Origin of the sequence: Hydrogenophaga sedimenti (assembly GCF_051857515.1) — a bacterium.
Lineage (GTDB): Bacteria > Pseudomonadota > Gammaproteobacteria > Burkholderiales > Burkholderiaceae_C > Hydrogenophaga.
In genome coordinates this window covers 82,185-108,093 of sequence record NZ_JBPZHA010000011.1, presented here as the reverse complement: position 1 = coordinate 108,093, position 25,909 = coordinate 82,185, and the positions used below count along the sequence as shown (strand labels likewise).

Below are 25,909 nucleotides of genomic sequence, written 5' to 3'. Positions count from 1 at the left end.
TACACTTGGCGGCCCCAATGGGCGTTGAATCGGGCAGAACTTCGGGTCGTGAACAAGAACATCGTCATTCTCATCTCAGGCGGCGGCTCCAACATGGCCGCCATCGTCCAGGCGGCACAAAAAGGCCGCTGGCGCGAGCGTTTCGGCGCGCAGGTCGCTGCCGTGATCAGCAACAAGGCCGAGGCCGGCGGTCTGGCCTGGGCCCGCGAGCACCACATCCCGACCGCGGCCTTCGACCACAAGGCCTATGCCTCGCGCGAGGACTTCGACGCGGCGCTGATGGGCGAAATCGACCGCTACGAACCCGCGCTGGTGGTGCTGGCCGGCTTCATGCGCATCCTCACGCCCGGTTTCGTGCAGCACTACGAAGGCCGGCTGGTGAACATCCATCCCAGCCTGCTGCCAGCATTTGCGGGATTGCACACGCACCAGCGCGCCATCGACGCCGGCTGCCGGTTTGCCGGCTGCACCGTGCACCGCGTGACCGCCGAACTCGACCACGGCGAGTACCTGGACCAGGCCGTGGTGCCCGTCCTGCCGGGCGACACCGCCCAGACGCTCGCGGCCCGCGTGCTCACGCAGGAGCACCTGGTCTACCCCAGGGTCGTCGAGCGCCTGATCAGCTGATCACATCGATTTGTGGAACACCAGTCCCGCGTGCTCGCGCATCGCGTGGAACTTGATCTTCGGCCAGTTGGCCTCCACCGCGCGCAGCGTCGCGCCGTGGTCCAGCAGGACCGTCGGTGCATCCACCGCGTCCAGCGCCACCCGGTGGGCGTTGGCGTCGATGAAGCGCTTGAGTTCCTGCTCGCCGCCGTCCTCGGGCGCACAAGTGACCCAGCGCGCCACGTTGTAGGAACTGCCGGTGATGCGGGCACGCACGCCGTACTCGTGCTCCAGCCGGTGGGCCACCACCTCGAACTGCAGCTGACCGACGGCGCCCAGCAGCAGCACCGTGCCCGCCACCGGACGGAACACCTGGATCGCGCCTTCTTCACCCAGCTGGGTCAGGCCGGCGCGCAGCTGCTTGGTCTTGAGCGGGTCGGCCACTTCGACGCTGCGGATGATTTCCGGTGCGAAGAAGGGCAGGCCGGTGAACTGCAGGGCCTCGCCCTCGGTCAGGGTGTCGCCCAGCTGCAGCACGCCGTGGTTCGGGATGCCGATGATGTCGCCGGCAAAGGCCTCGTCCAGCAGCTCGCGGCGCTGCGACAGGAAGCTCACCACCGTGTTGGGGCGCAGTTCCTTGCCGCTGCGCACCACCTTCAGGCGCATGCCGCGCTCGAAGTGGCCGCTGGCCACGCGCACGAACGCGATGCGGTCGCGGTGTGCCGGGTCCATGTTGGCCTGGATCTTGAAGACCACGCCGCTGAACTTGGGCTCGACGGGTTCGACCACGCGCTGGATCGCGGCCTTGGCGCCCGGCTGCGGGGCCAGGTCGACCAGCGCGTCCAGCACCTCGCGCACGCCGAAGTTGTTGACGGCCGAGCCGAACAGCATGGGCGTCTGCGTGCCGCTCAGGAAAGCGGCCTTGTCGAAAGCCGGCGAGGCGCCTTCGACCAGTTCGAGTTCGTCTTTGGCCTGGGCCCATTCCATGCCGAAGCGGCTGGCGCTCTCGGCGTTGTCCAGTCCGGCCAGCACTTCCTCGTCGCCGCCACGGCGGTCTTCACCCGCGGCAAACACGCGCATCTGGTCTTCGCGGCGGTCGTACACGCCGCGGAACATCTTGCCCATGCCCACCGGCCAGGTGAAGGGCACCACGGTCATGCCCAGCTCGCGCTCGATCTCGTCCATCAGGTCCAGCGGGGCCTTCACCTCGCGGTCCATCTTGTTGACGAAGGTGAGGATGGGCGTGTTGCGCGCGCGGCAGACCTGCAGCAGGCGCCGCGTCTGCGGCTCCACGCCGTTGCCGGCGTCGATCACCATCAGCGCCGCGTCCACGGCGGTGAGCACGCGGTAGGTGTCTTCCGAGAAGTCCTGGTGGCCCGGGGTGTCCAGCAGGTTGATGACGCAGTCGCGGTATTCCATCTGCATCACGGACGACGCCACGGAAATGCCGCGCTGCTTTTCGATCTCCATCCAGTCGGAGGTGGCGTGGCGCGCGGCCTTGCGCGCCTTGACCGAACCGGCGATGTTGATGGCACCCGAGAACAGCAGCAGCTTCTCGGTCAGGGTGGTCTTACCCGCGTCGGGGTGCGAAATGATGGCGAAGGTGCGGCGGCGCTGCACCTGTTGGGCGATGTCGGACATAACCCTCGATTATCCCCGGTGGGACAATACCGCCCATGCACCCCAAAGCCCTCCTGGACGAAAGCGCCAGCCTGATCGAGAAAGTCTTCAAGTTCGACCACCCGGCTGACGCCGTGGTCGCACGCCATTTCCGCGAGAACAAGTCGCTCGGCCCGCGCGAGCGCGCCACGCTGTCGGACACCGTGTTTGCCGTGCTGCGCGAGCGGCTGAAGTTCGAGTGGCTGGCCCGTTCGGGCAGCGGCTCCAAGTGGCGCCGGCTGGCGATCCTGGCGTTTCCGGGTGAACGCGAGTTCCTCAAGAGCGCACTCAGCGACGCGGAAAAAACCTGGTGGGACGCCTGTGTGAAGGTGCCCGAAACGGAGCTGATGGCGCAGCACCGCCACAACCTGCCTGAATGGCTGGCGCAGGCGCTTCGCGAGCAAGTGGGTGACGGGTTCGACGCCCTGGCCGCCAGTTTGCTGGGCCCCGCGTCGCTGGACCTGCGGGTGAACACGCTCAAGCAGAAGCGCGAGGTGGCGCTGGCCGCGGTCGGCCAGGCCGGGTTGTCGGCCGAGCCGACGCCCCATTCGCCACTGGGCATCCGCCTGTCCGGCAAGCCCAATCTGGCCAAGCTGCCGGTGTTCGCCAGCGGCGAGGTCGAGGTGCAGGACGAAGGCTCGCAACTGCTGGCCCTGCTGCTGGCCCCGAAGCGGGGCGAAATGGTGACCGATTTCTGCGCTGGCGCCGGCGGCAAGACGCTGGCCCTGGGTGCGGCGATGAAGAACACTGGCCGCCTGTACGCCTTCGACACTTCCGGTCACCGGCTGGATGCGATCAAGCCACGGCTGGCGCGCAGCGGATTGTCCAACGTGCATCCCGTGGCCATCGCGCACGAGCGCGACGAGCGCATCAAGCGGCTGGCCGGCAAGATGGACCGGGTGCTGGTCGACGCGCCATGCTCAGGCCTGGGCACGCTGCGGCGCAGTCCCGACCTGAAATGGCGCCAGACGCCCCAGACGGTTGCCGAGCTGGCCGAACTGCAGCAACGCATCCTCGCCAGCGCCGCGCGCCTGCTCAAGCCCGGCGGTCGGCTGGTCTATGCGACCTGCAGTCTGCTGCCGCAGGAAAACGAGGCCGTGGCCCAGGCCTTTGGCCTGGCGCACCCCGGTTTTGAACCGCTGCCGGCGGTCGACCTGCTGTCGGCAGGGCAGGTGCCCGATGCCGCCGCACTCTGTTCGGCCGATGGCCGGTTCATGCGCCTGTGGCCCCACCGCCATGGCACCGACGGGTTCTTCGCCGCCGCCTGGCAGAAAAAGGCCTGATTCCACATTCGTTTCCGCTGTTTCACATTGTGGTTGCCGGTTTGTCGTTTTGAAGCGCCGCCTTTAAAATCGCGGGTTACCCGTTCCCCAGCGCCCAGGGGAATGGCACGACTCTTTCGCTTCTGGGCGCTTTAGGATTTCAATGTCTTCTTCCGATTCCGGGACCCTGTCCCTCCTGTGGGACAGGCTGGTCGATGTTCTCGCCAACGGTCTGACGCACGCCTCCGGCTGGCAGATGCTGGTGGTCGCTCTGGTGCTCACCCACATCACCATCGCGAGCGTGACGATCTACCTGCACCGTCACCAGGCCCACCGTTCGATGGATCTGCATCCGATCGCATCGCATTTTTTCCGCTTCTGGCTCTGGATGACCACGGGCCAGGTGACCAAGGAATGGGCGGCCATTCACCGCAAGCACCACGCCAAGTGCGAGCGCGAAGGTGATCCGCACAGCCCGCACGTCTTCGGCATCAAGACCGTGTTCTGGACCGGCGCCGAGCTGTACCGTGCCGAGTCGAAAAATCCTGAAACCATGGCGCGCTATGGCCACGGCACCCCCGACGACTGGATCGAGCGCAACGTGTACACCCCGCATTCCGCGCTGGGTGTCAGCCTGATGCTGATCATTGATGTGCTGCTGTTCGGTCTGGGTGGACTGGCCGTGTGGGCCCTGCAGATGGCCTGGATCCCGATCACCGCTGCCGGCATCATCAACGGCATCGGCCACTGGTGGGGTTACCGCAATTTCGAGGCGGCCGACGCCAGCACCAACATCTCGCCCTGGGGCATCATCATTGGTGGCGAAGAGCTGCACAACAACCACCACACCTTCCCGACCTCGGCCAAGCTGTCGGTCAAGCCCTACGAGTTCGACATCGGCTGGCTGTACATCAATGTCCTCAAGACCTTTGGTCTGGCTTCGGTGAAGAAGGTGCCGCCCAAGATGGCATATGGCGAAGTCAGGCCGGTGGCCGACGAGAAGACGCTGGAAGCCATCATCGCCAACCGCTACGAAGTCATGGCCGGTTTTGCCCGCGAACTGCGTGCCGCCTGCCAGCGCGAAGTGGAAGCGTTGAAGACTCGAAGTGGTGATGCAGCGGCGCTGGACGCCGCCCGCCGCTGGTTGCACCGCGACGACGACAAGGTGCCGGCCGAAGTCAAGCCGCAGCTGGCACAAGCCCGTGCCGAGCACCCGGTGCTCGACAAGATGGTGACCATGCGCGAAGAGCTGCGCTCGCTGTGGACGGGGACGAACGTCACCCGCGAGCAACTGGCGGCCGACCTGCAGGCCTGGTGCCGCCGCGCCGAAGAAAGCGGCATTGCCGCCCTGCGCGACTTCTCGATCCAGCTGCGTTCCGCCCGCGCCTGATCGGTGGGTGCACACCCCGCGCCGCGAAAGCGGTGCGGGCAACAAAAAAGCCGCTGTTTCCACAGCGGCTTTTTTGTTGGGGAAACCCTGCTGAATTACTTCAGCTTGATTTCCTTGTAGTCCACATGCTTGCGAGCCTTCGGATCAAATTTCTTGATCAGCATCTTCTCGGGCGTGGTCTTCTTGTTCTTGGTGGTGGTGTAGAAGTGGCCGGTACCCGCAGTGGATTCCAGCTTGATCTTTTCGCGTCCGCCTTTGGTTGCCATGTTGTGTGCTCCTTAAGCTTGGCCGCGTGCGCGCAGGTCAGCGAGCACGGCATCGATGCCGTTTTTGTCGATCAGGCGCAGGGCAGCACCCGACACGCGCAGACGAACCCAACGGTTCTCACTCTCGACCCAGAAACGGCGGTATTGCAGGTTCGGCAGGAACCGGCGCTTGGTTTTGTTGTTGGCGTGGGAAACGTTGTTCCCGACCATGGGCTTTTTGCCCGTGACGTCGCAGACGCGTGCCATGTGGACACTCCGATACTTTTAAACAGCTGCCGCAGCGGGTCGACTGGTCTGACTTGCAGAAACAGCCAACTGGCGGTTGAGCCTCACCTCGCCAGGAAAGGGTGGCGGTAACCCGAAATTTGCAGTGCATCCCGTCCTTCACAGGACGACGAAGGCACAGCAAAGCCCACCATTATAGCCACAGACCTCGTTGCAGGCCAGCCGCTGGTCGGCGGCCGGGACCTGCGGGCCGTCAGGCCGGGTTCTGTTCCAGAAAACGCTGAGCGTCCAGCGCAGCCATGCAGCCGGTGCCGGCGCTGGTGATGGCCTGGCGGTAGATGTGGTCCTGCACGTCGCCAGCGGCGAACACGCCGGGCACGCTGGTCATGGTGGCCAGGCCGTTGCTGCCCGATTGCGTGACGATGTAACCGTCTTTCATGGCCAGCTGACCCTGGAAGATCTCGGTGTTGGGGCTGTGCCCGATGGCGATGAAGCAGCCTTTGACCGAGACATCCTCGGTGCCACCGGTCTGCACATTCTTCAGTCGGGCGCCGGTGACGCCGCTGGCGTCGCCCAGAACCTCGTCGAGCACGCTGTGCAGCTTGAGTTCGATCTTGCCTTCCTTGACCTTGTCCATCAGCTTGTCGATCATGATGGCTTCGGCGCGGAAGCTGTCGCGGCGATGCACCAATGTGACTTTGTTGGCGATGTTGGACAGGTAAAGTGCTTCTTCGACTGCGGTGTTGCCGCCGCCGACCACGGCCACTTCCTGGCCCCGGTAGAAGAAGCCGTCGCAGGTGGCGCAGGCGCTCACGCCCTTGCCCATGAACGTCTCTTCAGAAGGCAGGCCCAGATAGCGGGCCGAGGCGCCGGTGGCGATGATGAGCGTGTCGCAGCTGTATTCACCGCTGTCGCCCTTGAGCACGAAGGGGCGCTTGCTCAGGTCGACCGCATTGATGTGGTCGAACACGATCTCGGTGTTGAAGCGTTCGGCGTGCTGCAGGAAACGCTGCATCAGGTCGGGTCCCTGGACACCATCCACGTCGGCGGGCCAGTTGTCGACCTCGGTGGTGGTCATGAGTTGGCCGCCCTGGGCGATGCCGGTGATCAGCACCGGGTTCAGGTTGGCGCGTGCGGCGTAGACGGCGGCGGTGTAACCGGCGGGGCCGGAACCTAAAATGAGGACTTTGGCGTGCTTCATGTGGATATCCCCGACGATCCTGCGGGGCAAGTGGTTTAGAGTCGGCGGGTATGCAATCGGGAACATGGTCCCGTCGTGCCGCGACGAACTGGATTGATCGGCATTGTAAGTAACGCGCTTTGTGCGCATTCACTGCAAAGGTATTTGGCATGGCCATTCTTTCCAACCTGGAACTGATCCGTCGGGTTCCGCTGTTTTCCACGCTGACACAGGCGCAGGCCGAGTCGGTGGCCGAGGCCGTGGTCAAGCGGCGCTACAAGCGTGGCGAGGTGATCGTCGAGCAGGGCAAGAAATCCAACTTCCTGGCCATCGTGCTGACCGGTCGGGCACGGGTCATCACCACCGACAGCCGCGGGCGCGAGGTGATCCTCGCGACGATGAATCCCGGTGACTACGTGGGCGAGATGAGCCTGATCGACAACCAGCCGCATTCGGCCACGGTGCGCGCCGAGGTGCAGACCGATGTGCTGATCCTGGGGCGGGTGGAGTTCGCCCGCTGCCTGCCGGAAAACACGTCGATGGCTTATGCCGTCATGAAGGGGCTGGTGTTGCGTCTGCGCCATGCGGACCGCAAGATCGAATCGCTGGCGCTGATGGACGTGTACGGGCGTGTGGCCCGTGCGCTGCTGGAGTTCGCCGTGCCGGACAAGGATGGTCGCCTGGTCATCCGCGACCGGGTGTCGCGCCAGGACGTGGCCAAGATGATCGGCGCCTCGCGCGAGATGGTCAGCCGTGTCATGAAGGATCTCGAGGACCGCGGGTTCATCGAGGTCGACGCAGACGGCACCACCATCATCAAGGACCGCCTGACTTCGCTGGGTTGAGTGCGTTGCAGCACGGAACATCCGTGCCGTTCTGACACAAGGTTTTACCAATGCGGCCCGGTGCGGGAACCGGTATCCGTTGGGGTAAGCTCGCCGCAGGACATCTGCGAGGTCTATGACGTATTCACTCAACACGCTCAACGCCGACCGGGCCAATGCGCCCCCGAGCGGCTTGTCGCGTTTCGCTCACGAAGTGGCGCTGGTGGCGGGCGCTGCCTTGCTGGGATTCTGGTTGGTGGCGCTGCTGAGCCATTCGCTGGCCGATCCGGCCTGGAGCACCACCGGCAACCGCGAACTGGCTGGCAACTGGGGTGGCCAGCTCGGCGCCTGGCTGTCGGACGCCAGCTATTACCTGTTCGGTTTTTCGGTCTGGTGGCTGGTGTTTGCGGGCCTGCGCGTCTGGCTGTCGGCACTGGCGGACCGGTTGCGGGGCAGCGCGCTGGCCCCGGTGGCCTCTCCTGCCGACGAAGACGGCCTGCCTCTCTGGCAGCGTCCGGCGGTGCGGCGCCTGGCTTCCGTGCTGTCGCTGGTGCTGCTGATGGTGGGCAGCGTGATCCTCGAATGGAGCCGTCTATACCGGTTCGAGCCGCTGCTGCCGGGGCACGGAGGCGGTGTGCTGGGGCACCTGCTGGGGCTGTGGGGCGTGCGCTGGCTGGGGTTCACGGGGTCAACATTGCTGGCTCTGGCGCTGATCGTGGTGTGTCTGCCCCGGGTGTTCCATTTCTCCTGGGGACAGTGGGCCGAGCGGCTGGGCAGCCTGTTTGACGGCTGGTTCGAGTCGCGCCGCGAAAAGCGGGAAGCGGTGGAAGACCAGCGCATCGGCGAGCAGGCAGCCCGCGAACGCGAAGAAGTGGTCAAGGTCGAGCGGGTGGAGATCGAGGAGCATCATCCGATGCCGGTGGTGATCGAGCCGACACTGGTCGATGTGCCCAAGAGCGAGCGGGTGGCCAAGGAGCGGCAGAAGCCGCTGTTCACCGAGATGCCCGACAGCAAGCTGCCCCAGGTCGATCTGCTGGACGCTGCACCGGCGCACCAGCAGGGTGTGGACGCGCAGACGCTGGAGATGACCAGCCGCCTGATCGAGAAGAAGCTCAAGGACTTCGGTGTCGATGTGCGGGTGGTGGCCGCCGCACCGGGGCCGGTGATCACGCGCTACGAAATCGAGCCGGCGACCGGCGTCAAGGGTTCGCAGATCGTCAACCTCGGCCGCGATCTGGCGCGCTCGCTGTCGCTGGTGTCGATCCGCGTGATCGAAACCATTCCGGGCAAGAACCTGATGGCGCTGGAGTTGCCCAACGCCAAGCGACAGACCATCAAGCTCAGCGAAATCCTGGGTTCGCAGGTCTATCACGACGCCAAGAGCTTGCTGACCATGGGTCTGGGCAAGGACATCGCCGGCCTGCCGGTGGTGGCCGATCTGGCCAAGATGCCCCACTGCCTGGTGGCGGGTACCACCGGTTCGGGCAAGTCGGTCGGCATCAACGCCATGATCCTGTCGCTGCTGTACAAGGCCGACGCCAAGGATGTGCGCCTGCTGCTGATCGACCCCAAGATGCTGGAGCTGAGCGTCTACGAAGGCATTCCGCACCTGCTGTGTCCGGTGGTGACCGACATGAAGCAGGCGGCCAACGGCCTGAACTGGTGCGTGGCCGAGATGGAGAAACGCTACAAGCTGATGAGCAAGATGGGGGTGCGCAACCTCGCCGGTTTCAATGCCAAGCTGGACGAAGCCCGGGCGCGCGGCGAGATCATCGGCAACCCGTTCAGCCTGACCCCCGAGCAGCCGGAGCCGCTGGAGCGTCTGCCCCACATCGTGGTGGTGATCGACGAGCTGGCCGACCTGATGATGGTGGTCGGCAAGAAGATCGAGGAGCTGATCGCCCGCCTGGCGCAGAAGGCGCGTGCGGCCGGCATCCACCTGATTCTGGCGACGCAGCGCCCCAGCGTGGATGTGATCACCGGCCTGATCAAGGCCAACATCCCGACCCGCCTGTCGTTCCAGGTCAGCAGCAAGATCGACAGCCGCACCATCCTTGACCAGATGGGCGCCGAGAGCCTGCTGGGCATGGGCGACATGCTCTACATGCCTTCGGGCACGGGCTTCCCGATCCGCGTGCACGGCGCCTTCGTCAGCGACGACGAGGTGCACCGTGTGGCCGCCTACCTCAAGGAGCAGTATGGCGAACCCAATTACATCGATGGCATCCTCGAAGGAGGTGTCGGCGATGGCGAGGGGGGCGACATCTTTGGCGAAGGTGGTGGCGATGGCGGCGAGAAAGATCCGCTGTACGACCAGGCCGTGGCCATCGTGCTGCAGGACCGCAAGGCCAGCATTTCCTATGTGCAGCGCAAGCTCAAGATCGGCTACAACCGCGCCGCGCGACTGCTCGAAGACATGGAAAACGCGGGCCTGGTCAGTGCATTGACCAGCAGCGGCCAGCGCGACATCCTGGTCGCGCCGCGCGGGGACTGAACCTGTCGGGAAACCTTTTCGGGAGCCTGAGGCTCCCAGCTTTCATGAACCTCAAGAACCTGATCCCTGCCGCCTTGGCCCTGACCCTGCTGTCCGCTCACGCCGATGGGCTGCAGGATCTCGAGGCCTTTCTGCGTGAGGTCAAGAGCGCACAGGCCGGCTTCACGCAGGTGGTCACTTCGCCCAAGCGCGAAGGCGAATCTGTGGGGCGCAGCAAGACCTCCAGTGGCCGTTTCGAGTTTCAGCGGCCGGGACGCTTCCGCTTCGAATACACCAAACCCTTCGAGCAGACCATCGTGGCCGACGGCCAGACGCTCTGGCTGTACGACGCCGACCTCAACCAGGTCACGGCGCGCAAGCAGCAGGACGTGCTGGGCAGCACGCCGGCGGCCCTGATTGCCTCGGGCACCGACCTCAAGGCGTTGTCGGAGTCGTTTGAACTCAAGGCCGCGCCCGCGAAGGACGGCATGGAGTGGGTCGATGCGCGCCCGAAGGCCAAGGACGGCCAGTTGCAGAGCGTGCGGGTCGGCTTCAAACAGGGACAACTGGCCGTGCTGGAGATCCTCGACAGCCTGGGGCAGCGCTCGGTGCTCAGTTTTGCCCAGTGGCAGGGCAACGCCGCCATCAAGCCCGAGCGGTTCAGGTTCCAGCCGCCGGCCGGCGCCGACGTCATCCGTCCCTGAACCCCGTGGCCACCGCTGCCCACCAGCCCCTGGCCGAACGCCTTCGCCCGCGCACGCTGGGCGAGGTGATCGGTCAGCAGCATTTGCTGGGGGAGGGCATGGCGCTGCGGCTGGCGTTTGAGTCGGGGCAGCCGCACAGCTGCATCCTCTGGGGGCCGCCGGGCGTGGGCAAGACCACGATCGCGCGCCTGATGGCCGATGCGTTCGACGCGCAGTTCATCACCATCAGCGCCGTGCTGGGCGGGGTCAAGGACATCCGCGAGGCGGTCGAGCGGGCCGAGGCGGCGCGCGACGGCCTGACCTCGCAGCGCACCATCGTGTTCGTCGACGAGGTGCACCGCTTCAACAAGAGCCAGCAGGATGCCTTCCTGCCGCACGTCGAGAGCGGGCTGTTCACCTTCATCGGCGCCACCACCGAAAACCCCTCGTTCGAGGTCAATTCGGCTTTGCTGTCTCGGGCCGCGGTGTATGTGCTGCAGCCGCTGGGCGAAGAAGACCTGCGGCAGTTGCTGGTGCGCGCGCAGGACATCGGGGCGGTGCCGGCCGTGGAGAAAGCCGCTGCCGACCGCCTGATCGCCTACGCCGATGGTGACGCCCGCCGCCTGCTCAATACGCTGGAGACGCTGGCGGTGGCGGCCGGGCGCGAAAAGCTGACCGAAGTCACCGACACCTGGCTGCTGCGTGTGCTGGGGGAACGCATGCGCCGCTACGACAAGGGCGGCGAGCAGTTCTACGACACCATCAGTGCCTTGCACAAAAGCGTGCGTGGTTCCGATCCGGACGCGGCGCTGTACTGGTTCGTGCGCATGCTCGACGGTGGCGCCGATCCGCGCTACATGGCGCGCCGTTTCATCCGCATGGCGGCCGAAGACATCGGCCTGGCCGACCCGCGCGCGCTGCGCCTGGCGCTCGACGCGGCCGAGGTGTATGAGCGCCTGGGCACGCCCGAGGGCGAGCTGGCGCTGGCCGAGTGCGTGGTCTATCTGGCGGTGGCGCCCAAGTCCAATGCGGTCTACAAGGCCTTCAACGAGGCCAAGGCCTTCGTGAAGAAGGATGGCAGCCGGCCGGTGCCGATGCACCTTCGCAATGCACCGACCAGGCTGATGAAGGACCTGGACTACGGAAAGGGCTACCGTTATGCCCACGATGAGGCGGGCGGCTTCGCGGCGGGCGAAAACTACCTGCCGGAGGGCATGACCGGTACGCAGTTCTACCGGCCGGTGGACCGCGGCCTGGAAATCCGTATCGGCGATAAGCTGCGCGAACTCAAAAAGCTCAACGATCAAAAGAACTAATGGATCGCCTGATGCGCTGATGCAGCGTGGTCCGGCTTCCGAAAACGAGGGAAAACCCGCGCCAGATCAGGGCTCGCCCGTATCCGGGGCCTCGTAACCCTTGGCTACAATCCGCCTCCAACCCGCCGTCTGCCCTGTGACAAGGTCCGACCTGGCGGGTTTTTTGCTAAGTTGAAGCGGGTCTGAACACGGGGCCCCGCGCTGCACAACGGCGCGGGATCGGATTTCCCGGTCGATGTGTCCCGGCCTGTCAAAAACACGGAGAAAACTTCATGGACGTCTTGCTGCAGCAGATCATCAATGGTCTGGTCCTGGGCAGTATGTATGCGCTGGTGGCGCTGGGGTACACGATGGTGTACGGCATCATCGGCCTGATCAACTTCGCGCACGGTGATGTGCTCATGGTCGGTGCCCTGACCAGCTGGACCATCATCGGCTGGATGAGCAATGCCTCGCCCGGTCTGCCGGGCTGGCTGGTGCTGCTGCTGGCCACGCTCATTGCGATGGTCGTGTGCGGCGCGCTGAACTACAGCATCGAGAAACTGGCCTACCGGCCGCTGCGCAACTCGCCTCGGCTGGCGCCGCTGATCACCGCGATCGGCATGTCGCTGCTGCTGCAGACCTTTGCCATGATCATCTGGCAACCCAACCCCAAGGCCTATCCGGCGATGCTCTCGCGCGAGCCGATCGAGTTCGCCGGCGCCGTGATCTCGGTGACGCAGATCGTCATCCTGGCCGCGACCGCGATCACCCTGGCCTTCCTGATGTGGCTGGTCAACAAGACCAACCTGGGTCGCGCCATGCGCGCCACCGCCGAGAACCCGCGGGTGGCGGCGCTGATGGGCATCAAGCCCGACGTGGTCATCTCCGCCACCTTCATCATTGGCGCCATGCTGGCCGCCATTGCTGGCGTGATGTGGGCCTCCAACTACGGCACCGTGCAGCACGCCATGGGCTTCATGCCCGGCCTCAAGGCCTTCGTGGCCGCCGTCATGGGCGGCATCGGCAACCTGGCCGGTGCGGTGGTCGGTGGCATCGCGCTGGGCCTGATCGAGTCGCTGGGTGCCGGTTACCTGGGCGAACTGACCGGCGGTGTGCTGGGCAGCCAGTACGTCGACATCTTCGCCTTCATCGTGCTCGCCCTGGTGCTCACGCTGCGTCCTTCGGGCCTGCTGGGTGAACGTGTGGCCGATCGCGCCTGACCGGGAGACGCAACATGACGAACACCAAGAACGGCAAGATCATTGCCTTTGTACTGGCCGGCATCGCACTGCTGGTCCTGCCCCTGCTGCTGCAGGCCACCGGTTCCAACTCCTGGGCCCGCATCGTCGACCTCGCGCTGCTGTATGTGCTGCTGGCACTGGGTCTGAACATCGTGGTGGGCTACGCCGGCCTGCTGGACCTGGGCTACATCGCGTTCTACGCGGTGGGTGCCTACATCTACGGCCTGCTGGCCTCGCCGCACCTGGCCGACACCTTTCCGGCCATCAAGGCCATGTTCCCCAACGGCGTGCACGTCAACGTCTGGCTGGTGATGCTCGCGGCCGCGGGGATCGCGGGTCTGGTCGGCATGATCCTCGGCGCGCCGACGCTCAAGCTGCGTGGCGACTACCTGGCGATCATCACGCTGGGCTTCGGCGAAATCATCCGCATCTTCATGCTCAACCTGGACCGTCCGGTGAACATCACCAACGGTCCCAAGGGCATCGCGCAGATCGACGCGCTCACCGTGTTCGGCATCAACATGGGACAGCGGCAGACCATCACGCTGGGCGACTGGAGCTACACCTTCCAGCCGGTGACGATGTACTACTACCTGTTCCTGTTCTTCGTGCTGCTGTCGATCGTGCTGTCGTACCGTTTGCAGGACTCGCGCATCGGCCGTGCATGGATGGCCATCCGCGAAGACGAGATCGCTGCCAAGGCCATGGGCCTGAACACCCGCAACCTCAAGCTGCTGGCCTTTGGCATGGGCGCCACCTTCGGCGGCATGTCGGGCGTGCTGTTCTCCTCGTTCCAGCGCTTCGTGTCGCCCGAATCCTTCTCGCTGATGGAATCGGTGATGGTGGTGGCCATGGTGGTGCTGGGCGGTATCGGTCACATCCCGGGCGTGATCCTGGGGGCGCTGATGCTCGCCGGCCTGCCGGAACTGCTGCGCCACATGCCCGACCTGTCCTATGTGACCGGCGGTCGTCTGGGCCCTGAAGTGTTGCGCCAGTTGCTGATCGCACTGGCCATGGTGGTCGTGATGCTGCTGCGTCCGAAGGGCCTGTGGCCTTCGCCCGAGCACGGCAAGGCACTGACGAAGTAACCGAAGGACACCACCATGAGCGAAACCATTCTGAAAGTGGCCAATGTGTCCAAGCGCTTCGGCGGCCTGCAGGCCCTCAGCGATGTGGGCATCACCATCGAACGCGGCCAGGTCTATGGCCTGATCGGCCCCAACGGCGCCGGCAAGACCACGTTCTTCAACGTGCTGACCGGCCTCTACACCCCCGACAGCGGCAGCTTCGAGCTGGCCGGCAAACCCTACACGCCCACCGCGGTGCATGAAGTGGCCAAGGCGGGCATCGCCCGCACGTTCCAGAACATCCGCCTGTTCCCCGAAATGACGGCGGTGGAGAACGTGATGGTCGGCCGCCATGTGCGCACGCACTCGGGCCTGATCGGCGCCGTGCTGCGCACACCGGGCTTCAAGAAAGAGGAAGCGGAGATCCGCAGCCGCGCGATGGAACTGCTGGAGTACGTGGGCATCGCCAAGTTCGCCGACTACAAGTCGCGCACGCTGAGCTACGGTGACCAGCGCCGCCTGGAAATCGCCCGTGCGCTGGCGACCGATCCGCAGCTGATCGCGCTGGACGAACCCGCGGCCGGCATGAACGCGACCGAAAAGGTGCTGCTGCGGGAACTGATCGACCGCATCCGCAAGGACAACCGCACCATCCTGCTGATCGAACACGACGTGAAGCTGGTGATGGGCCTGTGCGACCGCGTGACCGTGCTCGACTACGGCAAGCAACTCTCGTCCGGCACGCCGGCCGAGGTGCAGAGCGATCCCAAGGTGATCGAGGCGTATCTGGGCACTGGCGGCCACTGAAAGAGAGAGCAGACAACATGGCAAACACACTCCTCAAAGTCAGCGGGCTGAAGGTCTCCTACGGCGGCATCAAGGCCGTCAAGGGCGTCGACCTCGAAGTGCGCGAAGGCGAGCTGATCTCGCTGATCGGCTCCAACGGCGCCGGCAAGACCACCACCATGAAGGCCATCACCGGTTCGCTGGGCTTCGAAGGCGGCGACATCGAATACCTGGGCCAGAGCATCAAGGGCCGCGGTGCCTGGGATCTGGTCAAGCTGGGTCTGGCGATGGTGCCGGAAGGCCGCGGTGTCTTCACCCGCATGACCATCACCGAAAACCTGCAGATGGGCGCCTACATCCGCACCGACAAGGCCGGCATCGCCACCGACATCGAGCGCATGTTCGGCATCTTCCCGCGCCTGAAGGAACGCAAGGACCAGCTGGCCGGCACGATGTCGGGCGGCGAGCAGCAGATGCTGGCGATGGCGCGCGCGCTGATGAGCCAGCCCAAGGTGCTGCTGCTGGACGAACCTTCGATGGGGCTGTCGCCGATCATGGTCGACAAGATCTTTGAGGTCGTGCGTGACGTGTCGGCCCAGGGCGTGACCGTGGTGCTGGTCGAGCAGAACGCCCAGCGCGCGCTGCAGATCGCCGACCGTGGCTACGTGATGGACTCCGGCCTGATCACCATGACCGGTGCCGGCAAGGACCTGCTGGTCGACCCGAAGGTGCGTGAGGCGTACCTGGGGCATTGACCTCCGGCCGGAACTTACAATGACGGGTTGCGCTTTCCGGGCGCAACCCGTTTTTATTTGTCCCACACCATGACCACCGAACACGCCCACGCCATCCCCGCCGCCGACGACAACCAGCTGATTGCGGAGCGGCGCGAGAAACTCAAAGGCCTGCGCGAAGCGCAGCAGCGCGGCGAGGGCGTGGCCTTCCCGAACGACTTCAAGCCCCGCGACACCGCCGAAGCGCTGTTCGCCACGCACGGCGAATCGAGCAAGGAAGCGCTGGAAGCCAGCCCGGTGCGCGCCAGCGTCTCGGGCCGCATGATGCTCAAGCGCGTGATGGGCAAGGCCTGTTTCGCGACCATCCAGGATTCGTCCTTCGGCCCCAGCGGCGGCCGCATCCAGCTCTACCTGAACACCGACAGCGTGGGCGAGGAGAAGCTGGCCGCGTTCAAGCACTGGGACCTGGGCGACATCGTCGCGGCCGAGGGCGTGCTCATGCGCACCCGCACCGGCGAGCTGTCGATCCACGCCGACAGCATCCGCCTGATCACCAAGAGCCTGCGCCCGCTGCCCGACAAGTTCCACGGCGTGGCCGACCAGGAAATCAAATACCGCCAGCGCTACGTCGACCTGATGACCGACGAGGCCTCGCGCCGCCGTTTCGTCACCCGCAGCAAGGCCCTGTCCAGCATCCGCGACTACATGGTCGGTCACGGTTTCCTGGAGGTCGAAACGCCCATGCTGCACCCCATTCCCGGCGGTGCCAACGCCAAGCCCTTCAAGACGCACCACAACGCGCTGGACCAGGAAATGTTCCTGCGCATCGCGCCCGAGCTGTATCTGAAGCGCCTGCTGGTGGGTGGTTTCGAGCGTGTGTTCGAGATCAACCGCAACTTCCGCAACGAAGGCATCAGCGTCCGCCACAACCCCGAATTCACCATGATGGAGTTCTACGCGGCGTACTGGAACTACCAGGACCTGATGGACTTCAACGAGCAGCTGATCCGCCACGTGGTCAAGCAGGTGCACGGCGACACGCCGCTGACCTACAACGGTCAGCCGGTCGACGTGTTCTCGCCGTTTGAGCGCCTGACGATCCGCGAAGCCATCCTCAAGTACACCGACGCCGGTGCCGGCGTGGACGACACGGCCTGGCTGATCCCGGCGCTCAAGAAGCTGGGCATGAGCGAAGAGAAGCACCAGCTGTCCAGCCGCAGCCTGGCCAGCCTGCAGGTGCTGTATTTCGAAGAGACGGTGGAAGAGAAGCTCTGGAACCCGACCTTCATCATGGAGCACCCGACCGAGATTTCGCCGCTGGCCCGCGCCAACGACGACCGCCCGGAAGTGACCGAGCGCTTCGAGCTCTACATCACCGGCCGCGAATTCGGCAACGCCTTCTCCGAGCTGAACGACGCCGAAGACCAGGCCGCGCGCTTCCATGCGCAGGTCGCGGCCAAGGACGGTGGCGACGAAGAGGCGATGTACTACGACGCCGACTTCATCCGCGCGCTGGAATACGGCATGCCCCCGGCCGGCGGCTGTGGCATCGGCATCGACCGCCTGATGATGCTGCTGACCGACTCGCCCAGCATCCGCGACGTGATCCTGTTCCCGGCGCTGCGACGCGAGGCTTGATCCCAGACCGACAAAAAGAAACCGCCCTCGGGCGGTTTCTTTTTGGGTGGTCCGCGGCGGATCAGGCGAACTCGGCCAGCGCCTTGCGCATCTTCTTCATGGCCGCGACCTCGATCTGGCGGATGCGCTCGGCGCTCACGCCGTACTCGGCCGCCAGTTCGTGCAGCGTCATGCCGCCCGAGCCGTCGTCGTTCACCTTGAGCCAGCGCTCGGTCACGATGCGGCGCGAGCGGTCGTCGAGCTCGCCCATGGCGCGTGCCACGCCTTCGGTGGCCAGCGCGTCGCGCTGCGCCGATTCGAGCACGGCGGTCGGCTCGTGGGTCGCGTCGGCCAGATAGGCGATCGGGCCAAAACTGTCTTCGCCGTCCTCGCCGGGGCTGGGGTCGAGCACCACGTCGCCGCCCGAGAGCCGGGTTTCCATCTCGCGCACTTCTTCGGGCTTGACCTTCAGGTCGCGCGCGACCAGATCGACCTCGCCGTCGGAAAACGCTTCGCGGTGCGTGTCACCGTCCAGTGCCTCGGCGCGGAAACCCTGCTTCATCGAGCGCAGGTTGAAGAACAGCTTGCGCTGGGCCTTGGTCGTGGCGACCTTGACCATGCGCCAGTTCTTCAGGATGTATTCGTGGATCTCGGCCTTGATCCAGTGGATCGCGTAGCTGACCAGGCGCACGCCCTGTTCGGGGTCGAAGCGCTTGACGGCCTTCATCAGGCCGACGTTGCCTTCCTGGATCAGGTCGCCGTGCGGCAGGCCGTAGCCGAGGTACTGGCGGGCGATCGAGACCACCAGGCGCAGGTGCGACATCACCAGCTGCCCGGCGGCATCAAGGTCGTTGTGGTCGCGCAGGCGGCGCGCGGCCGACTGCTCTTCTTCCAGCGTCAGCAGCGGCATGCGGTTGACGGCGGAGATGTAGGCGTCCAGGTTGCCCAGTGGCGGCAGCGTCAGCGAACGGTTCCACGGGCTGGCAACGGCCAGCGTGGCAGACGGCAGGGCAGCGGGGGCAAGCAGGGTGTGGGACATCAGAAAGAGCCTCCTAAGTGGTCTCGCTCAAATATTAGCACTCTCTCTGAGTGAGTGCTAAAGGAATGGTTCCATGACCGTGAAGTCTGTGATGGACAATCGCTCCGGTTTCTTGTACTGTACATAAAAACAGTATTTGATGCCTTGAACCTGCCATGTCCGTCTTGCCCCTGCGTCTATCCGGCGACTTGCCGGAGGTTTCCGCGTCCGCTGCCGTTGCTGGCCGGCTGCCGCGCGAAACCATGCCACAGGCGTTGCCGCGTGCGGTGGCAGAGGCGATCTGGCGCGGTGACCAGCTGGGGCGACCGGTCATGGCCACGCTGCCCAGCGGGTTCGAGGCGCTGGACGCTGCCCTGCCGGGCGGCGGCTGGCCCTGTCAGGGGTTGACCGAGATCCTCAGCACCCAGGGGGGCACGCTGGAGTGGCGGTTGTTGGGGCCGGCGCTGGCCCGGGTCTGTGCCGCCGGTCGCAGCGTGGTGCTGGTCGGACCGCCGCAGCCGCCGCACCTGCCGGGTCTGCGTTTCGAGGGGGTGACAGAGCAGCAGCTGGTCTGGGTGCAGGCCGAAACGCCGGCCGAGCGCCTGTGGGCGACCGAACAGCTGCTCAAAGGGCGTTCCTGTGGGGCGCTGATCGCCTGGCTGCCCAAGGCGCGGCCCGAGCAGCTGCGCCGACTGCAGGTGCTGGCCGGTGCGGGCGATGCGCCGGTGTTCCTGTGCCGGCCGGCAGAGGAGGCCAGCAGTGCCTCGGCCGCACCACTGCGGCTGCTGGTGCGGGTGGAGGCAGACTGGTGCCTGGCGGTCGAGGTGTTCAAGCGCAAGGGGCCGCCGCTGGAGGCGCCCTTGCATCTGCAGGCCATGCCGGCGGCGTTGCACGCGATCCTGACGCCCCGGCTGCGCCAGCCCAGCCGGCTGCTGCCGCGCGATCCGGCGCGTGCACCCGCACCGGTGCCGACGGCGCCGGCTTTTCACGAGAGCGACCATGCTCTGGTCAGCGCTGCTGCTGCCACCGCCCGACGACAGCGCTTGGCCCACTGACGCGGCGCTGCAGGCGCTGGCGCTCTGGGCCCTTCAGTTCACGCCCCGGGTCGCCGTCGCCGACGAAGCCGTGGTCATGGAGCTGGCGGCCAGCGTGCGCCTGTTCGGTGGCCGGCATGCGCTGCACCAGCGTGTGCAGGCCGAAGGCGCCGAGCTGGGTGTGGGCCGGATCGCCTGGGCGCCCAACAGCCTGGCGGCGCTGGCGCTGGCGCGTGCCGGCATGTCCAACGGATTGGCCGGACCGCTGGGGGCACTGCTCGATGCCCTGCCCATGGAGACGCTCAGCGCCGTGCGCCCGCACCGGCTCACGCTGGCGCACATCGGCTGCCGCACCCTGGGCGATGTGCGGCGGCTGCCGCGGGGGGGCGTGGGCCGCCGCTTCGGCCAGCCGCTGCTGGCGGCGCTCGACCAGATCTACGGCCGGGCGCCCGAGGTGCACCAGTGGATCGAGCCGCCCGAGCGCTTTGCGCAACGGCTGGAGCTGATGTTCCGGGTGGACGACGCGCCGGCCCTGCTGTTCGGTGCGCGGCGCCTGCTGCTGTCGCTGTGCGGCTGGCTGGCGGCGCGCCACAGTGGCACCACCGCGTTCACGCTGCACTGGGCGCACGACGCCATGCGCGCGAAGTCGGCGGGCGAGGGCGGTTGCCTCACCGTGCGCACGGCAGAACCCACGCGCCAGATCGACCACCTGTGCCGTCTGCTGGCCGAGCACCTGGCCCGGGTGGAACTGCTGGCGCCGGTGGGTGACCTGGAACTCACCGCCGACGTCGTGCAGCCGCTGGAGGAGCACAGCGCCTCCTGGCTGCCCGACGAGGACGCCGGCAGCGAGGCGCTGCCCCTGGTGCTGGAGCGCATCGCCGTGCGCCTGGGACCGCAGCGTGTCCTACGGCCGGTGCTGTGCGAAGACCACCGCCCCGAGTGGATGTGCCGCTGGCAGCCGGCGGGCGAACCCTTGCCCCGCAAGCCGGTCCCGGGCAGCGATGTGCCGCAGCCCGGTTTCATCCTGCCGGCGCCGCTCAAGCTGCTGGTGCGCGGCGACCGGCCGTATTACCAGGGCGAGTTGCAGCTGCTTGTCGGCCCGCAGCGGGTCGAGGGCGGCTGGTGGGACCGCGACGAGGCGCAGGGACAGATCCGCCATGTGGCGCGCGATTACTGGGTCGCGCAGTCGGTGCACGCGGGGGTGCTGTGGGTGTTTCAGACGCGGCTGGATCAATCACCCGCATGGTTTTTGCACGGAGTGTTTGCATGAGCACGCTGCTGCCCGATTACGCGGAGCTGCTGTGTTGCTCCAACTTCAGCTTCCTGCGCGGCGCAAGCCGGCCGGAAGAGCTGGTGCAGCGCGCGCATGCGCTGGGCTACCACGCGCTGGCGCTGACCGACGAGTGTTCGCTGGCCGGGATCGTGCGTGCCCATGTGGCGGCGAAGGCGCTGCAGTTTCCGCTGCTGGTGGGCAGCCAGTTCCAGGTGCAGTGCGACGCGCCGTTCATGCAGTGCGACGCGCCGTTCAACCTGGTGGTGCTGGCCACCAACCTGAACGGCTACGGCAACCTCTGCGAGTGCATCACGCGGTTGCGCCGCACGGCGAGCAAGGGCACGTACCGGCTCACGCTGGAGCGCATCAGCGCCGATGCGCTGGCCGACTGCCTGGTGATCGCCGTACCGCAGCGCGGCAGCACGCAGGCGCAGATGGACAGCGTGGCGCGCTGGCTTCTGCAGCACTTCGTGGGGCGCTGCTGGCTGGGCGTGGAGCAGCTGCGCCTGATGGACGACGAGATGCGCCTGCACCGGCTGCGCCAGAGCAGCGAGCTCACGGCGGTGCCGCTGGTGGCGGTGGGCGACGTGCACATGCACGTGCGCTCGCGCAAGGCGCTGCAGGACGTGCTCACCGCGACCCGCGTCGGCAAGCCGCTGACCGCGTGTGGCCACGCGCTGGCGCCGAACGCCGAGCAGCACCTGCGGTCGCGGCTGTCGCTGGCGCAGTGTTACCCCGAGGCCCTGCTGGCCGAGACGCTGAAGGTGGCGGAACGCTGCCGTTTCTCGCTCGACGAACTGGCCTACCAGTACCCCAGCGAGGTGGTGCCGGCGGGCGAGACGCCGGCGAGCTACCTGCGGCGCCTGGCCTACGAAGGCATGGGCCGGCGCTGGCCCATGGGCGCGTCCGCGAAGGTGCAGCAGCAGGTCGAGCACGAGCTGGCGCTGATCGCCGAGCTGGGCTATGAGCACTACTTCCTCACCGTGTACGACATCGTCGCCTTCGCGCGCTCGGAGCACATCCTCTGCCAGGGACGCGGCTCGGCGGCCAACAGCGCGGTCTGCTACTGCCTGGGCGTGACCGAGGTCGATCCCGACCGCACGGCGGTGCTGTTCGAACGCTTCCTCTCGAAGGAGCGCAACGAGCCGCCCGACATCGATGTCGACTTCGAGCACGAACGGCGCGAGGAAGTCATCCAGTACCTCTACGCCAAATACGGCCGCGAGCGCGCGGCGCTGACCGCCACCGTCATCAGCTACCGCCCGCGCAGCGCCCTGCGCGACGTCGGCAAGGCGCTGGGTTTTGACGAGGCCGCGCTCGATGCGCTGGGCAGCGGCCACCGCTGGTGGGGCGAGGACGGTTTCGCGCCCGAACGCATCCGTGAGGCGGGACTGGACCCGGACAGCCTGCAGGTGCGCCAGCTGGTCCGGCTCACCGGGGACCTCATGGGCTTCCCGCGCCACCTCTCGCAGCACACGGGTGGCTTCGTGCTGACCCAGATGCCGCTCTCGCGCATGGTGCCGATCGAGAACGCCGCCATGGCCGACCGCACGGTGATCGAGTGGGACAAGGACGATCTCGACGCCATGGGGCTGCTCAAGGTCGACGTGCTGGCGCTGGGCATGCTGACCGCGATCCGCAAGTCGCTGGACTTCATCGGGCAGCGCAAGGGCTTCGTGTTCCAGATGCAGGACATCCCGCCCGAAGACCCGGTGACCTACGACATGATCTGCGCCGCCGATACGGTGGGCGTGTTCCAGATCGAGAGCCGCGCGCAGATGGCGATGCTGCCGCGCCTGCGGCCGTGCTGCTTCTACGACCTGGTGGTCGAGGTGGCGCTGGTGCGGCCCGGCCCGATCCAGGGTGGCGCGGTGCACCCGTATCTGCGGCGGCGCCAGGGCAAGGAAGACATCGACTACCCCAAGGGGCTGGAGGCCGCGCTGGAGCGCACGCTGGGCGTGCCGGTGTTCCAGGAGCAGTGCATGCAGATCGCCATGATCGCGGCCGACTTCACGCCCGGCGAGGCCGACGGCCTGCGCCGCGCCATGGGTGCCTGGCGCCGCACCGGCGGGCTGGGCGCCTACGAGCGCCGGCTGATCGACGGCATGACGCGCAACGGTTACCCGCTGGACTTCGCGCAGCGCGTGGTTGAGCAGGTCAAGGGCTTCTCCAGCTACGGTTTTCCCGAGAGCCACGCGGCCAGCTTCGCGCTGCTGGTCTACGCCAGCTGCTGGATCAAGCGCCACCACCCGGCCGAGTTCCTGGCCGCCATGCTCAACAGCCAGCCGCTGGGTTTCTATTCACCCAGCCAGCTGGTGCAGGACGCGCAGCGTCACGGCGTCGAGGTGCGGCCGGTGGACGTGATGGACAGCGACTGGGACTGCACGCTGGAGGAGTCGGCGGACGGGCAGGCCGCCGTGCGGCTGGGGCTGCGCATGGTCAGCGGGCTGTCGACAGCGGAGGGGGAGCGCCTCATGGCGGCGCGTGCGCAGGGTGCGTTCGTGGACACCGAAGACCTGGCCCGGCGCGCGGCGCTGGACCGGCAGACCATGGAGCAGCTCGCCGCCGCCGACGCACTCATGGGCCTGAGCGGCCACCGCCGCCAGCAGGTCTGGGACGCGGTGGCCCTCAAGGCGCCGCCCGCGCTGCTGCGGGATGCGCCAGTGGAAGAAGATGTGCTCGATCTGCCCGAAGCGCCCGAAGGCGAAGCGATCGTGTGGGACTACGCCAGCCTGGGCCTGACGCTGCGCCGCCACCCGCTGGCGCTCTTGCGCGAGCGGTTGAACCAGCGCCGCTTCATGACCGCCGCACAGCTCAGGGACGCGCCCGACGGACGCCTGGTGCGCGCCTGCGGCATCGTCACCGGCCGTCAGCAGCCGGACACCTCGCAGGGCGTGGTGTTCGTGACGCTGGAGGACGAAACCGGCGTGGTGCAGGTCATCGTCTGGAAGTCCGTGCGCCAGCGCCAGCGCAGCGAGCTCACCCGCTCAAGGCTGATGGCGGTGCATGGCGTCTGGCAGCGCGAGGGCGAGGTCTGCAACCTGATCGCCGGCCGGCTGGAAGACCTCACTCCATTGCTGGGCCGGCTGGCGACGGAGAGCCGGGATTTCCATTGAGCCATTGAAGCGGCGGCGCGGGCTTCGTACCATCGCGCCATCCACCGCAGGAGCCCAGACCCATGTGCCGCAACATCAAGACCCTGTTCAACTTCGAGCCACCGGCCAGCGAGCTGGAGATCCGCGACGCCTCGCTGCAGTTCGTGCGCAAGCTCAGCGGCTTCAACGTGCCGAGCAAGGCGAACGAAGAGGCGTTCGAGCGAGCGGTGCAGGAGGTCGCGGAGTCGGCGCGGCGGCTGATCCGCTCGATGGTGACCAATGCCGAACCGAAGAACCGCGAGGTCGAGGCACAGAAGGCGCGCGAGCGTTCGGCACTGCGTTTCAACGCGCCAAACAGATGACACCGTTGGCGAGGTGACGCTCAGCTGCCCAGCAACCGCTCCGTGATGAAGCGCCAGTGCGCCTCGCTCACCGGCGTGATCGAGAGCCGGCTGCCACGCTGCAGCACCACCATCTCGGCAAGCTCCGGTGTGGCGCGCAGCTCGGGCAGGCCGACCGGGCGAGTCTTCTTCAGCGCCTGCACGTCGCGCAGCAGCCAGCGCGGCGCATCGGTCTTCGACTTCGCATCGAAGTAGGCCGAGGCCGGGTCGAACTGCGTCGGGTCGGGGCGGATGTCCGAAGCCACCCGCGCCAAGCCCACGATGCCCGGTTCGGCGCAACTGGAGTGGTAGAACAGCACGCCGTCGCCGACCTGCATCGCGTCGCGCATGAAGTTGCGCGCCTGGTAGTTGCGCACGCCGGTCCAGGGCACGGTGGCCTGCGGGGCCGCCAGCGCGTCGTCGATCGAGCACTCCTCGGGCTCGGACTTCATCAGCCAGTACTGGGTCATGGCGCGATCTTAGCGAGGGGTATCGCACAGCGGACGGGGCCTGTCAGCGAATCGCGGTAGCCTCGGGGTCTTTCTCCGGGCCGAGCCCGCAGCCCCGCCCGCATGACCGAATCCTCCGCACGCCCCCAGCCGCACGGCTGGCTGATCGCCAACCTGCTGGCGCAGCTCGCCTTCGGCCTGCTGGCCATGACCATCTGCCTGCCCTCGATGCAGGAGTGGGGCGCGATCTTCGGCCGCTCGCAGGCGGCGGTGCAGCTGAGTTTCAGCGGCTACGTCGTGACCTACGGATCGCTGCAACTGCTCTACGGCCCGCTGTCGGACCGGCTGGGCCGCAAGCGCGTGCTGCTGTTCGGGCTCTCGGTGTCGTTCACCGGTTCGGTGCTGGCCGCGCTGGCGCCGAGCCTGCCGCTGCTGGTGGCCGCGCGCATCCTGCAGGGCGCGGGTGCGGCGGCGGGCATGGTGGTCGGGCGCGCCATGGTGCAGGACCTGTTCGCCGGCCCGGAGCGCACCCGCGTGATGGCCTATGTCGGCATGGCGATGGGCCTGTGCCCGCCGCTGGCGACCATCCTCGGCGGGCAGCTGCACGTGCGCCTGGGCTGGCAGGCCAACTTCGTCGTGATGGCGGTGCTGGCGGCGGTGCTGTTCGTGGCGGCCTGGCGCGGCCTGCCCGACCACCAGCCGTCGTCCACCGCGCAGCCGCACTGGCTGACCGCGATGCTGGGCTCCTACGCCCGGCTGGCGCGCGAGCCTTCCTTCCTGCTGCACGTGGCGATCCTGGCGATGACCACGGCGACCTTCTACGCCTTCCTCGGTGGCGCGCCGATCGTGCTGGGCAGCTATGGCGTGAAGCCCGACGGCATCGGCTTCTACATCATGTGCGTGCCCGGCGCGTACATCGTGGGCAACTTCCTGGCGGCGCGGCTGGCGATGGGCACCGGGCCGGTGCCCATGATGCGCTGGGGCCAGGCGCTGACCCTGGGCGGGATTGCATTGATGCTGGTGCTGGCCTATGCGGGCTGGCGCTCGCCGCTGGCGTTCGCGCTGCCGCTGACCCTGCTGGGTGTCGGGCACGGCCTGCTGGTGCCGCCGGCGCTGGCGGGCACGGTGGGCCTGGTGCCCGCGCTGGCCGGGTCGGCCGCGGCGGTGGCGGGGCTGTCGCAGCAGCTCACTGGCGCGGTCGGCGGTTTTGCCGTCGGCCTGTTTCCGCACGACGGCGCCGGCAACCTGGGCTGGCTGATGATCGGCTTCGCACTCTGTGGTGCCCTGGCGCAATGGGCGCTGCACCGCCGGCCGCGCCACTGACACCGGCGACAGCCCTTCACCGGTCC

Annotated in this window: 23 protein-coding genes; 17 read left to right on the top strand and 6 right to left on the bottom strand. The window is 66.8% G+C overall.

Annotation, left to right across the window (positions count from 1 at the left end):
- Nucleotides 1-48 precede the first annotated feature (48 nt).
- On the top strand, nt 49-627 hold the full coding sequence (gene purN, locus ACS5NL_RS17770; RefSeq protein ID WP_439355226.1) for a phosphoribosylglycinamide formyltransferase: 579 nt from the start codon (nt 49-51) through the stop codon (nt 625-627).
- Here the strand turns inward: purN and ACS5NL_RS17765 are convergent, their stop codons facing one another.
- Complete coding sequence (locus ACS5NL_RS17765; protein ID WP_439355225.1) at nt 628-2,247, bottom strand: peptide chain release factor 3; 1,620 nt, start codon at nt 2,245-2,247, stop codon at nt 628-630. It lies immediately after the preceding gene.
- Nucleotides 2,248-2,282: 35 nt separating this feature from the next.
- Here ACS5NL_RS17765 and ACS5NL_RS17760 point away from each other — a divergent pair, with 35 nt between their 5' ends.
- Both ACS5NL_RS17760 and ACS5NL_RS17755 read left to right on the top strand, forming a co-directional pair.
- The gene (locus ACS5NL_RS17760) at nt 2,283-3,548 is read left to right on the top strand and encodes an RsmB/NOP family class I SAM-dependent RNA methyltransferase (protein WP_439355224.1); all 1,266 of its coding nucleotides are present in this window, start codon (nt 2,283-2,285) and stop codon (nt 3,546-3,548) included.
- 142 nt (nt 3,549-3,690) lie between these two features.
- A complete protein-coding gene (locus tag ACS5NL_RS17755) occupies nt 3,691-4,917 on the top strand; it encodes a DesA family fatty acid desaturase (protein WP_439355223.1) in 1,227 nt (408 codons plus the stop codon).
- A 95-nt stretch (nt 4,918-5,012) separates the two neighbouring features.
- On the opposite strand, the gene rpmG is transcribed toward ACS5NL_RS17755, so the two are convergent.
- The 3 genes from rpmG to trxB form a co-directional block, all read right to left on the bottom strand.
- Nucleotides 5,013-5,183 carry a 50S ribosomal protein L33 gene (gene rpmG, locus ACS5NL_RS17750; RefSeq protein WP_068173845.1) on the bottom strand — a complete coding sequence of 57 codons (171 nt, stop codon included), beginning with the start codon at nt 5,181-5,183 and terminating at the stop codon, nt 5,013-5,015.
- A 12-nt stretch (nt 5,184-5,195) separates the two neighbouring features.
- Complete coding sequence (rpmB, locus tag ACS5NL_RS17745; RefSeq protein WP_056269541.1) at nt 5,196-5,429, bottom strand: 50S ribosomal protein L28; 234 nt, start codon at nt 5,427-5,429, stop codon at nt 5,196-5,198.
- Between the two features lie 232 nt (nt 5,430-5,661).
- A complete protein-coding gene (gene trxB, locus ACS5NL_RS17740) occupies nt 5,662-6,609 on the bottom strand; it encodes a thioredoxin-disulfide reductase (protein WP_439355222.1) in 948 nt (315 codons plus the stop codon).
- Nucleotides 6,610-6,758: 149 nt separating this feature from the next.
- Between trxB and ACS5NL_RS17735 the strand changes: the two genes are divergently transcribed.
- The 9 genes from ACS5NL_RS17735 to lysS all read left to right on the top strand — a co-directional run bounded on the left by ACS5NL_RS17735 (nt 6,759) and on the right by lysS (nt 17,332).
- Nucleotides 6,759-7,433, top strand: coding sequence for a Crp/Fnr family transcriptional regulator (locus ACS5NL_RS17735; RefSeq protein WP_439355221.1), 675 nt, complete (start codon nt 6,759-6,761; stop codon nt 7,431-7,433).
- Nucleotides 7,434-7,548: 115 nt separating this feature from the next.
- Entirely contained in the window at nt 7,549-9,906 is a 2,358-nt protein-coding gene (locus ACS5NL_RS17730; RefSeq protein ID WP_439355220.1) for a DNA translocase FtsK, read from the top strand.
- 44 nt (nt 9,907-9,950) lie between these two features.
- Nucleotides 9,951-10,589 carry an outer membrane lipoprotein periplasmic chaperone LolA gene (gene lolA / locus ACS5NL_RS17725; RefSeq protein WP_439355219.1) on the top strand — a complete coding sequence of 213 codons (639 nt, stop codon included), beginning with the start codon at nt 9,951-9,953 and terminating at the stop codon, nt 10,587-10,589.
- 5 nt (nt 10,590-10,594) lie between these two features.
- Entirely contained in the window at nt 10,595-11,884 is a 1,290-nt protein-coding gene (locus ACS5NL_RS17720; RefSeq protein ID WP_439355218.1) for a replication-associated recombination protein A, read from the top strand.
- A 272-nt stretch (nt 11,885-12,156) separates the two neighbouring features.
- Nucleotides 12,157-13,086 (top strand): branched-chain amino acid ABC transporter permease, encoded by a 930-nt coding sequence (locus ACS5NL_RS17715; protein WP_439355217.1) that lies wholly within the window; start codon nt 12,157-12,159, stop codon nt 13,084-13,086.
- A 14-nt stretch (nt 13,087-13,100) separates the two neighbouring features.
- Nucleotides 13,101-14,195 (top strand): branched-chain amino acid ABC transporter permease, encoded by a 1,095-nt coding sequence (locus ACS5NL_RS17710; protein WP_439355216.1) that lies wholly within the window; start codon nt 13,101-13,103, stop codon nt 14,193-14,195.
- Between the two features lie 15 nt (nt 14,196-14,210).
- Complete coding sequence (locus tag ACS5NL_RS17705; RefSeq protein WP_439355215.1) at nt 14,211-14,981, top strand: ABC transporter ATP-binding protein; 771 nt, start codon at nt 14,211-14,213, stop codon at nt 14,979-14,981.
- Nucleotides 14,982-14,998: 17 nt separating this feature from the next.
- Complete coding sequence (locus ACS5NL_RS17700; protein ID WP_411363518.1) at nt 14,999-15,715, top strand: ABC transporter ATP-binding protein; 717 nt, start codon at nt 14,999-15,001, stop codon at nt 15,713-15,715.
- A 69-nt stretch (nt 15,716-15,784) separates the two neighbouring features.
- Nucleotides 15,785-17,332 (top strand): lysine--tRNA ligase, encoded by a 1,548-nt coding sequence (lysS, locus tag ACS5NL_RS17695; protein WP_439355214.1) that lies wholly within the window; start codon nt 15,785-15,787, stop codon nt 17,330-17,332.
- A 61-nt stretch (nt 17,333-17,393) separates the two neighbouring features.
- Here lysS and rpoH read toward each other — a convergent pair whose 3' ends face one another.
- Entirely contained in the window at nt 17,394-18,350 is a 957-nt protein-coding gene (gene rpoH / locus ACS5NL_RS17690; RefSeq protein WP_439355213.1) for an RNA polymerase sigma factor RpoH, read from the bottom strand.
- A 155-nt stretch (nt 18,351-18,505) separates the two neighbouring features.
- Between rpoH and imuA the strand changes: the two genes are divergently transcribed.
- From imuA to ACS5NL_RS17670, 4 genes are all read left to right on the top strand, one after another.
- Nucleotides 18,506-19,384 (top strand): translesion DNA synthesis-associated protein ImuA, encoded by an 879-nt coding sequence (imuA, locus tag ACS5NL_RS17685; protein ID WP_439355212.1) that lies wholly within the window; start codon nt 18,506-18,508, stop codon nt 19,382-19,384.
- Nucleotides 19,329-20,633 (top strand): Y-family DNA polymerase, encoded by a 1,305-nt coding sequence (locus tag ACS5NL_RS17680; protein ID WP_439355210.1) that lies wholly within the window; start codon nt 19,329-19,331, stop codon nt 20,631-20,633. The genes imuA and ACS5NL_RS17680 overlap by 56 nt, the downstream gene beginning before the upstream one ends.
- Nucleotides 20,630-23,752, top strand: coding sequence for an error-prone DNA polymerase (locus ACS5NL_RS17675; protein ID WP_439355209.1), 3,123 nt, complete (start codon nt 20,630-20,632; stop codon nt 23,750-23,752). The genes ACS5NL_RS17680 and ACS5NL_RS17675 overlap by 4 nt, the downstream gene beginning before the upstream one ends.
- Nucleotides 23,753-23,814: 62 nt before the next feature.
- Entirely contained in the window at nt 23,815-24,093 is a 279-nt protein-coding gene (locus ACS5NL_RS17670) for a DUF2277 domain-containing protein (protein ID WP_439355208.1), read from the top strand.
- 20 nt (nt 24,094-24,113) lie between these two features.
- Here ACS5NL_RS17670 and ACS5NL_RS17665 read toward each other — a convergent pair whose 3' ends face one another.
- Nucleotides 24,114-24,581: an EVE domain-containing protein gene (locus tag ACS5NL_RS17665; RefSeq protein WP_439355207.1), complete on the bottom strand. Its 468-nt coding sequence runs from the start codon at nt 24,579-24,581 to the stop codon at nt 24,114-24,116.
- A 102-nt stretch (nt 24,582-24,683) separates the two neighbouring features.
- Between ACS5NL_RS17665 and ACS5NL_RS17660 the strand changes: the two genes are divergently transcribed.
- On the top strand, nt 24,684-25,883 hold the full coding sequence (locus tag ACS5NL_RS17660) for a multidrug effflux MFS transporter (protein ID WP_439355206.1): 1,200 nt from the start codon (nt 24,684-24,686) through the stop codon (nt 25,881-25,883).
- Nucleotides 25,884-25,909 lie beyond the last annotated feature (26 nt).

Coding starts and splice junctions, on each gene's coding strand:
- imuA (WP_439355212.1), top strand. CDS start 18,506: ATGTCCGTCTTGCCCCTGCGTCTATCCGGCGACTTGCCGGAGGTTTCC.
- lysS (WP_439355214.1), top strand. CDS start 15,785: ATGACCACCGAACACGCCCACGCCATCCCCGCCGCCGACGACAACCAG.
- ACS5NL_RS17715 (WP_439355217.1), top strand. CDS start 12,157: ATGGACGTCTTGCTGCAGCAGATCATCAATGGTCTGGTCCTGGGCAGT.
- ACS5NL_RS17700 (WP_411363518.1), top strand. CDS start 14,999: ATGGCAAACACACTCCTCAAAGTCAGCGGGCTGAAGGTCTCCTACGGC.
- ACS5NL_RS17730 (WP_439355220.1), top strand. CDS start 7,549: ATGACGTATTCACTCAACACGCTCAACGCCGACCGGGCCAATGCGCCC.
- trxB (WP_439355222.1), bottom strand. CDS start 6,609: ATGAAGCACGCCAAAGTCCTCATTTTAGGTTCCGGCCCCGCCGGTTAC.
- ACS5NL_RS17705 (WP_439355215.1), top strand. CDS start 14,211: ATGAGCGAAACCATTCTGAAAGTGGCCAATGTGTCCAAGCGCTTCGGC.
- ACS5NL_RS17755 (WP_439355223.1), top strand. CDS start 3,691: ATGTCTTCTTCCGATTCCGGGACCCTGTCCCTCCTGTGGGACAGGCTG.
- rpmG (WP_068173845.1), bottom strand. CDS start 5,183: ATGGCAACCAAAGGCGGACGCGAAAAGATCAAGCTGGAATCCACTGCG.
- ACS5NL_RS17765 (WP_439355225.1), bottom strand. CDS start 2,247: ATGTCCGACATCGCCCAACAGGTGCAGCGCCGCCGCACCTTCGCCATC.
- ACS5NL_RS17760 (WP_439355224.1), top strand. CDS start 2,283: ATGCACCCCAAAGCCCTCCTGGACGAAAGCGCCAGCCTGATCGAGAAA.
- ACS5NL_RS17735 (WP_439355221.1), top strand. CDS start 6,759: ATGGCCATTCTTTCCAACCTGGAACTGATCCGTCGGGTTCCGCTGTTT.
- ACS5NL_RS17665 (WP_439355207.1), bottom strand. CDS start 24,581: ATGACCCAGTACTGGCTGATGAAGTCCGAGCCCGAGGAGTGCTCGATC.
- lolA (WP_439355219.1), top strand. CDS start 9,951: ATGAACCTCAAGAACCTGATCCCTGCCGCCTTGGCCCTGACCCTGCTG.
- ACS5NL_RS17660 (WP_439355206.1), top strand. CDS start 24,684: ATGACCGAATCCTCCGCACGCCCCCAGCCGCACGGCTGGCTGATCGCC.
- ACS5NL_RS17670 (WP_439355208.1), top strand. CDS start 23,815: ATGTGCCGCAACATCAAGACCCTGTTCAACTTCGAGCCACCGGCCAGC.
- ACS5NL_RS17680 (WP_439355210.1), top strand. CDS start 19,329: ATGCTCTGGTCAGCGCTGCTGCTGCCACCGCCCGACGACAGCGCTTGG.
- rpoH (WP_439355213.1), bottom strand. CDS start 18,350: ATGTCCCACACCCTGCTTGCCCCCGCTGCCCTGCCGTCTGCCACGCTG.
- ACS5NL_RS17710 (WP_439355216.1), top strand. CDS start 13,101: ATGACGAACACCAAGAACGGCAAGATCATTGCCTTTGTACTGGCCGGC.
- rpmB (WP_056269541.1), bottom strand. CDS start 5,429: ATGGCACGCGTCTGCGACGTCACGGGCAAAAAGCCCATGGTCGGGAAC.
- ACS5NL_RS17675 (WP_439355209.1), top strand. CDS start 20,630: ATGAGCACGCTGCTGCCCGATTACGCGGAGCTGCTGTGTTGCTCCAAC.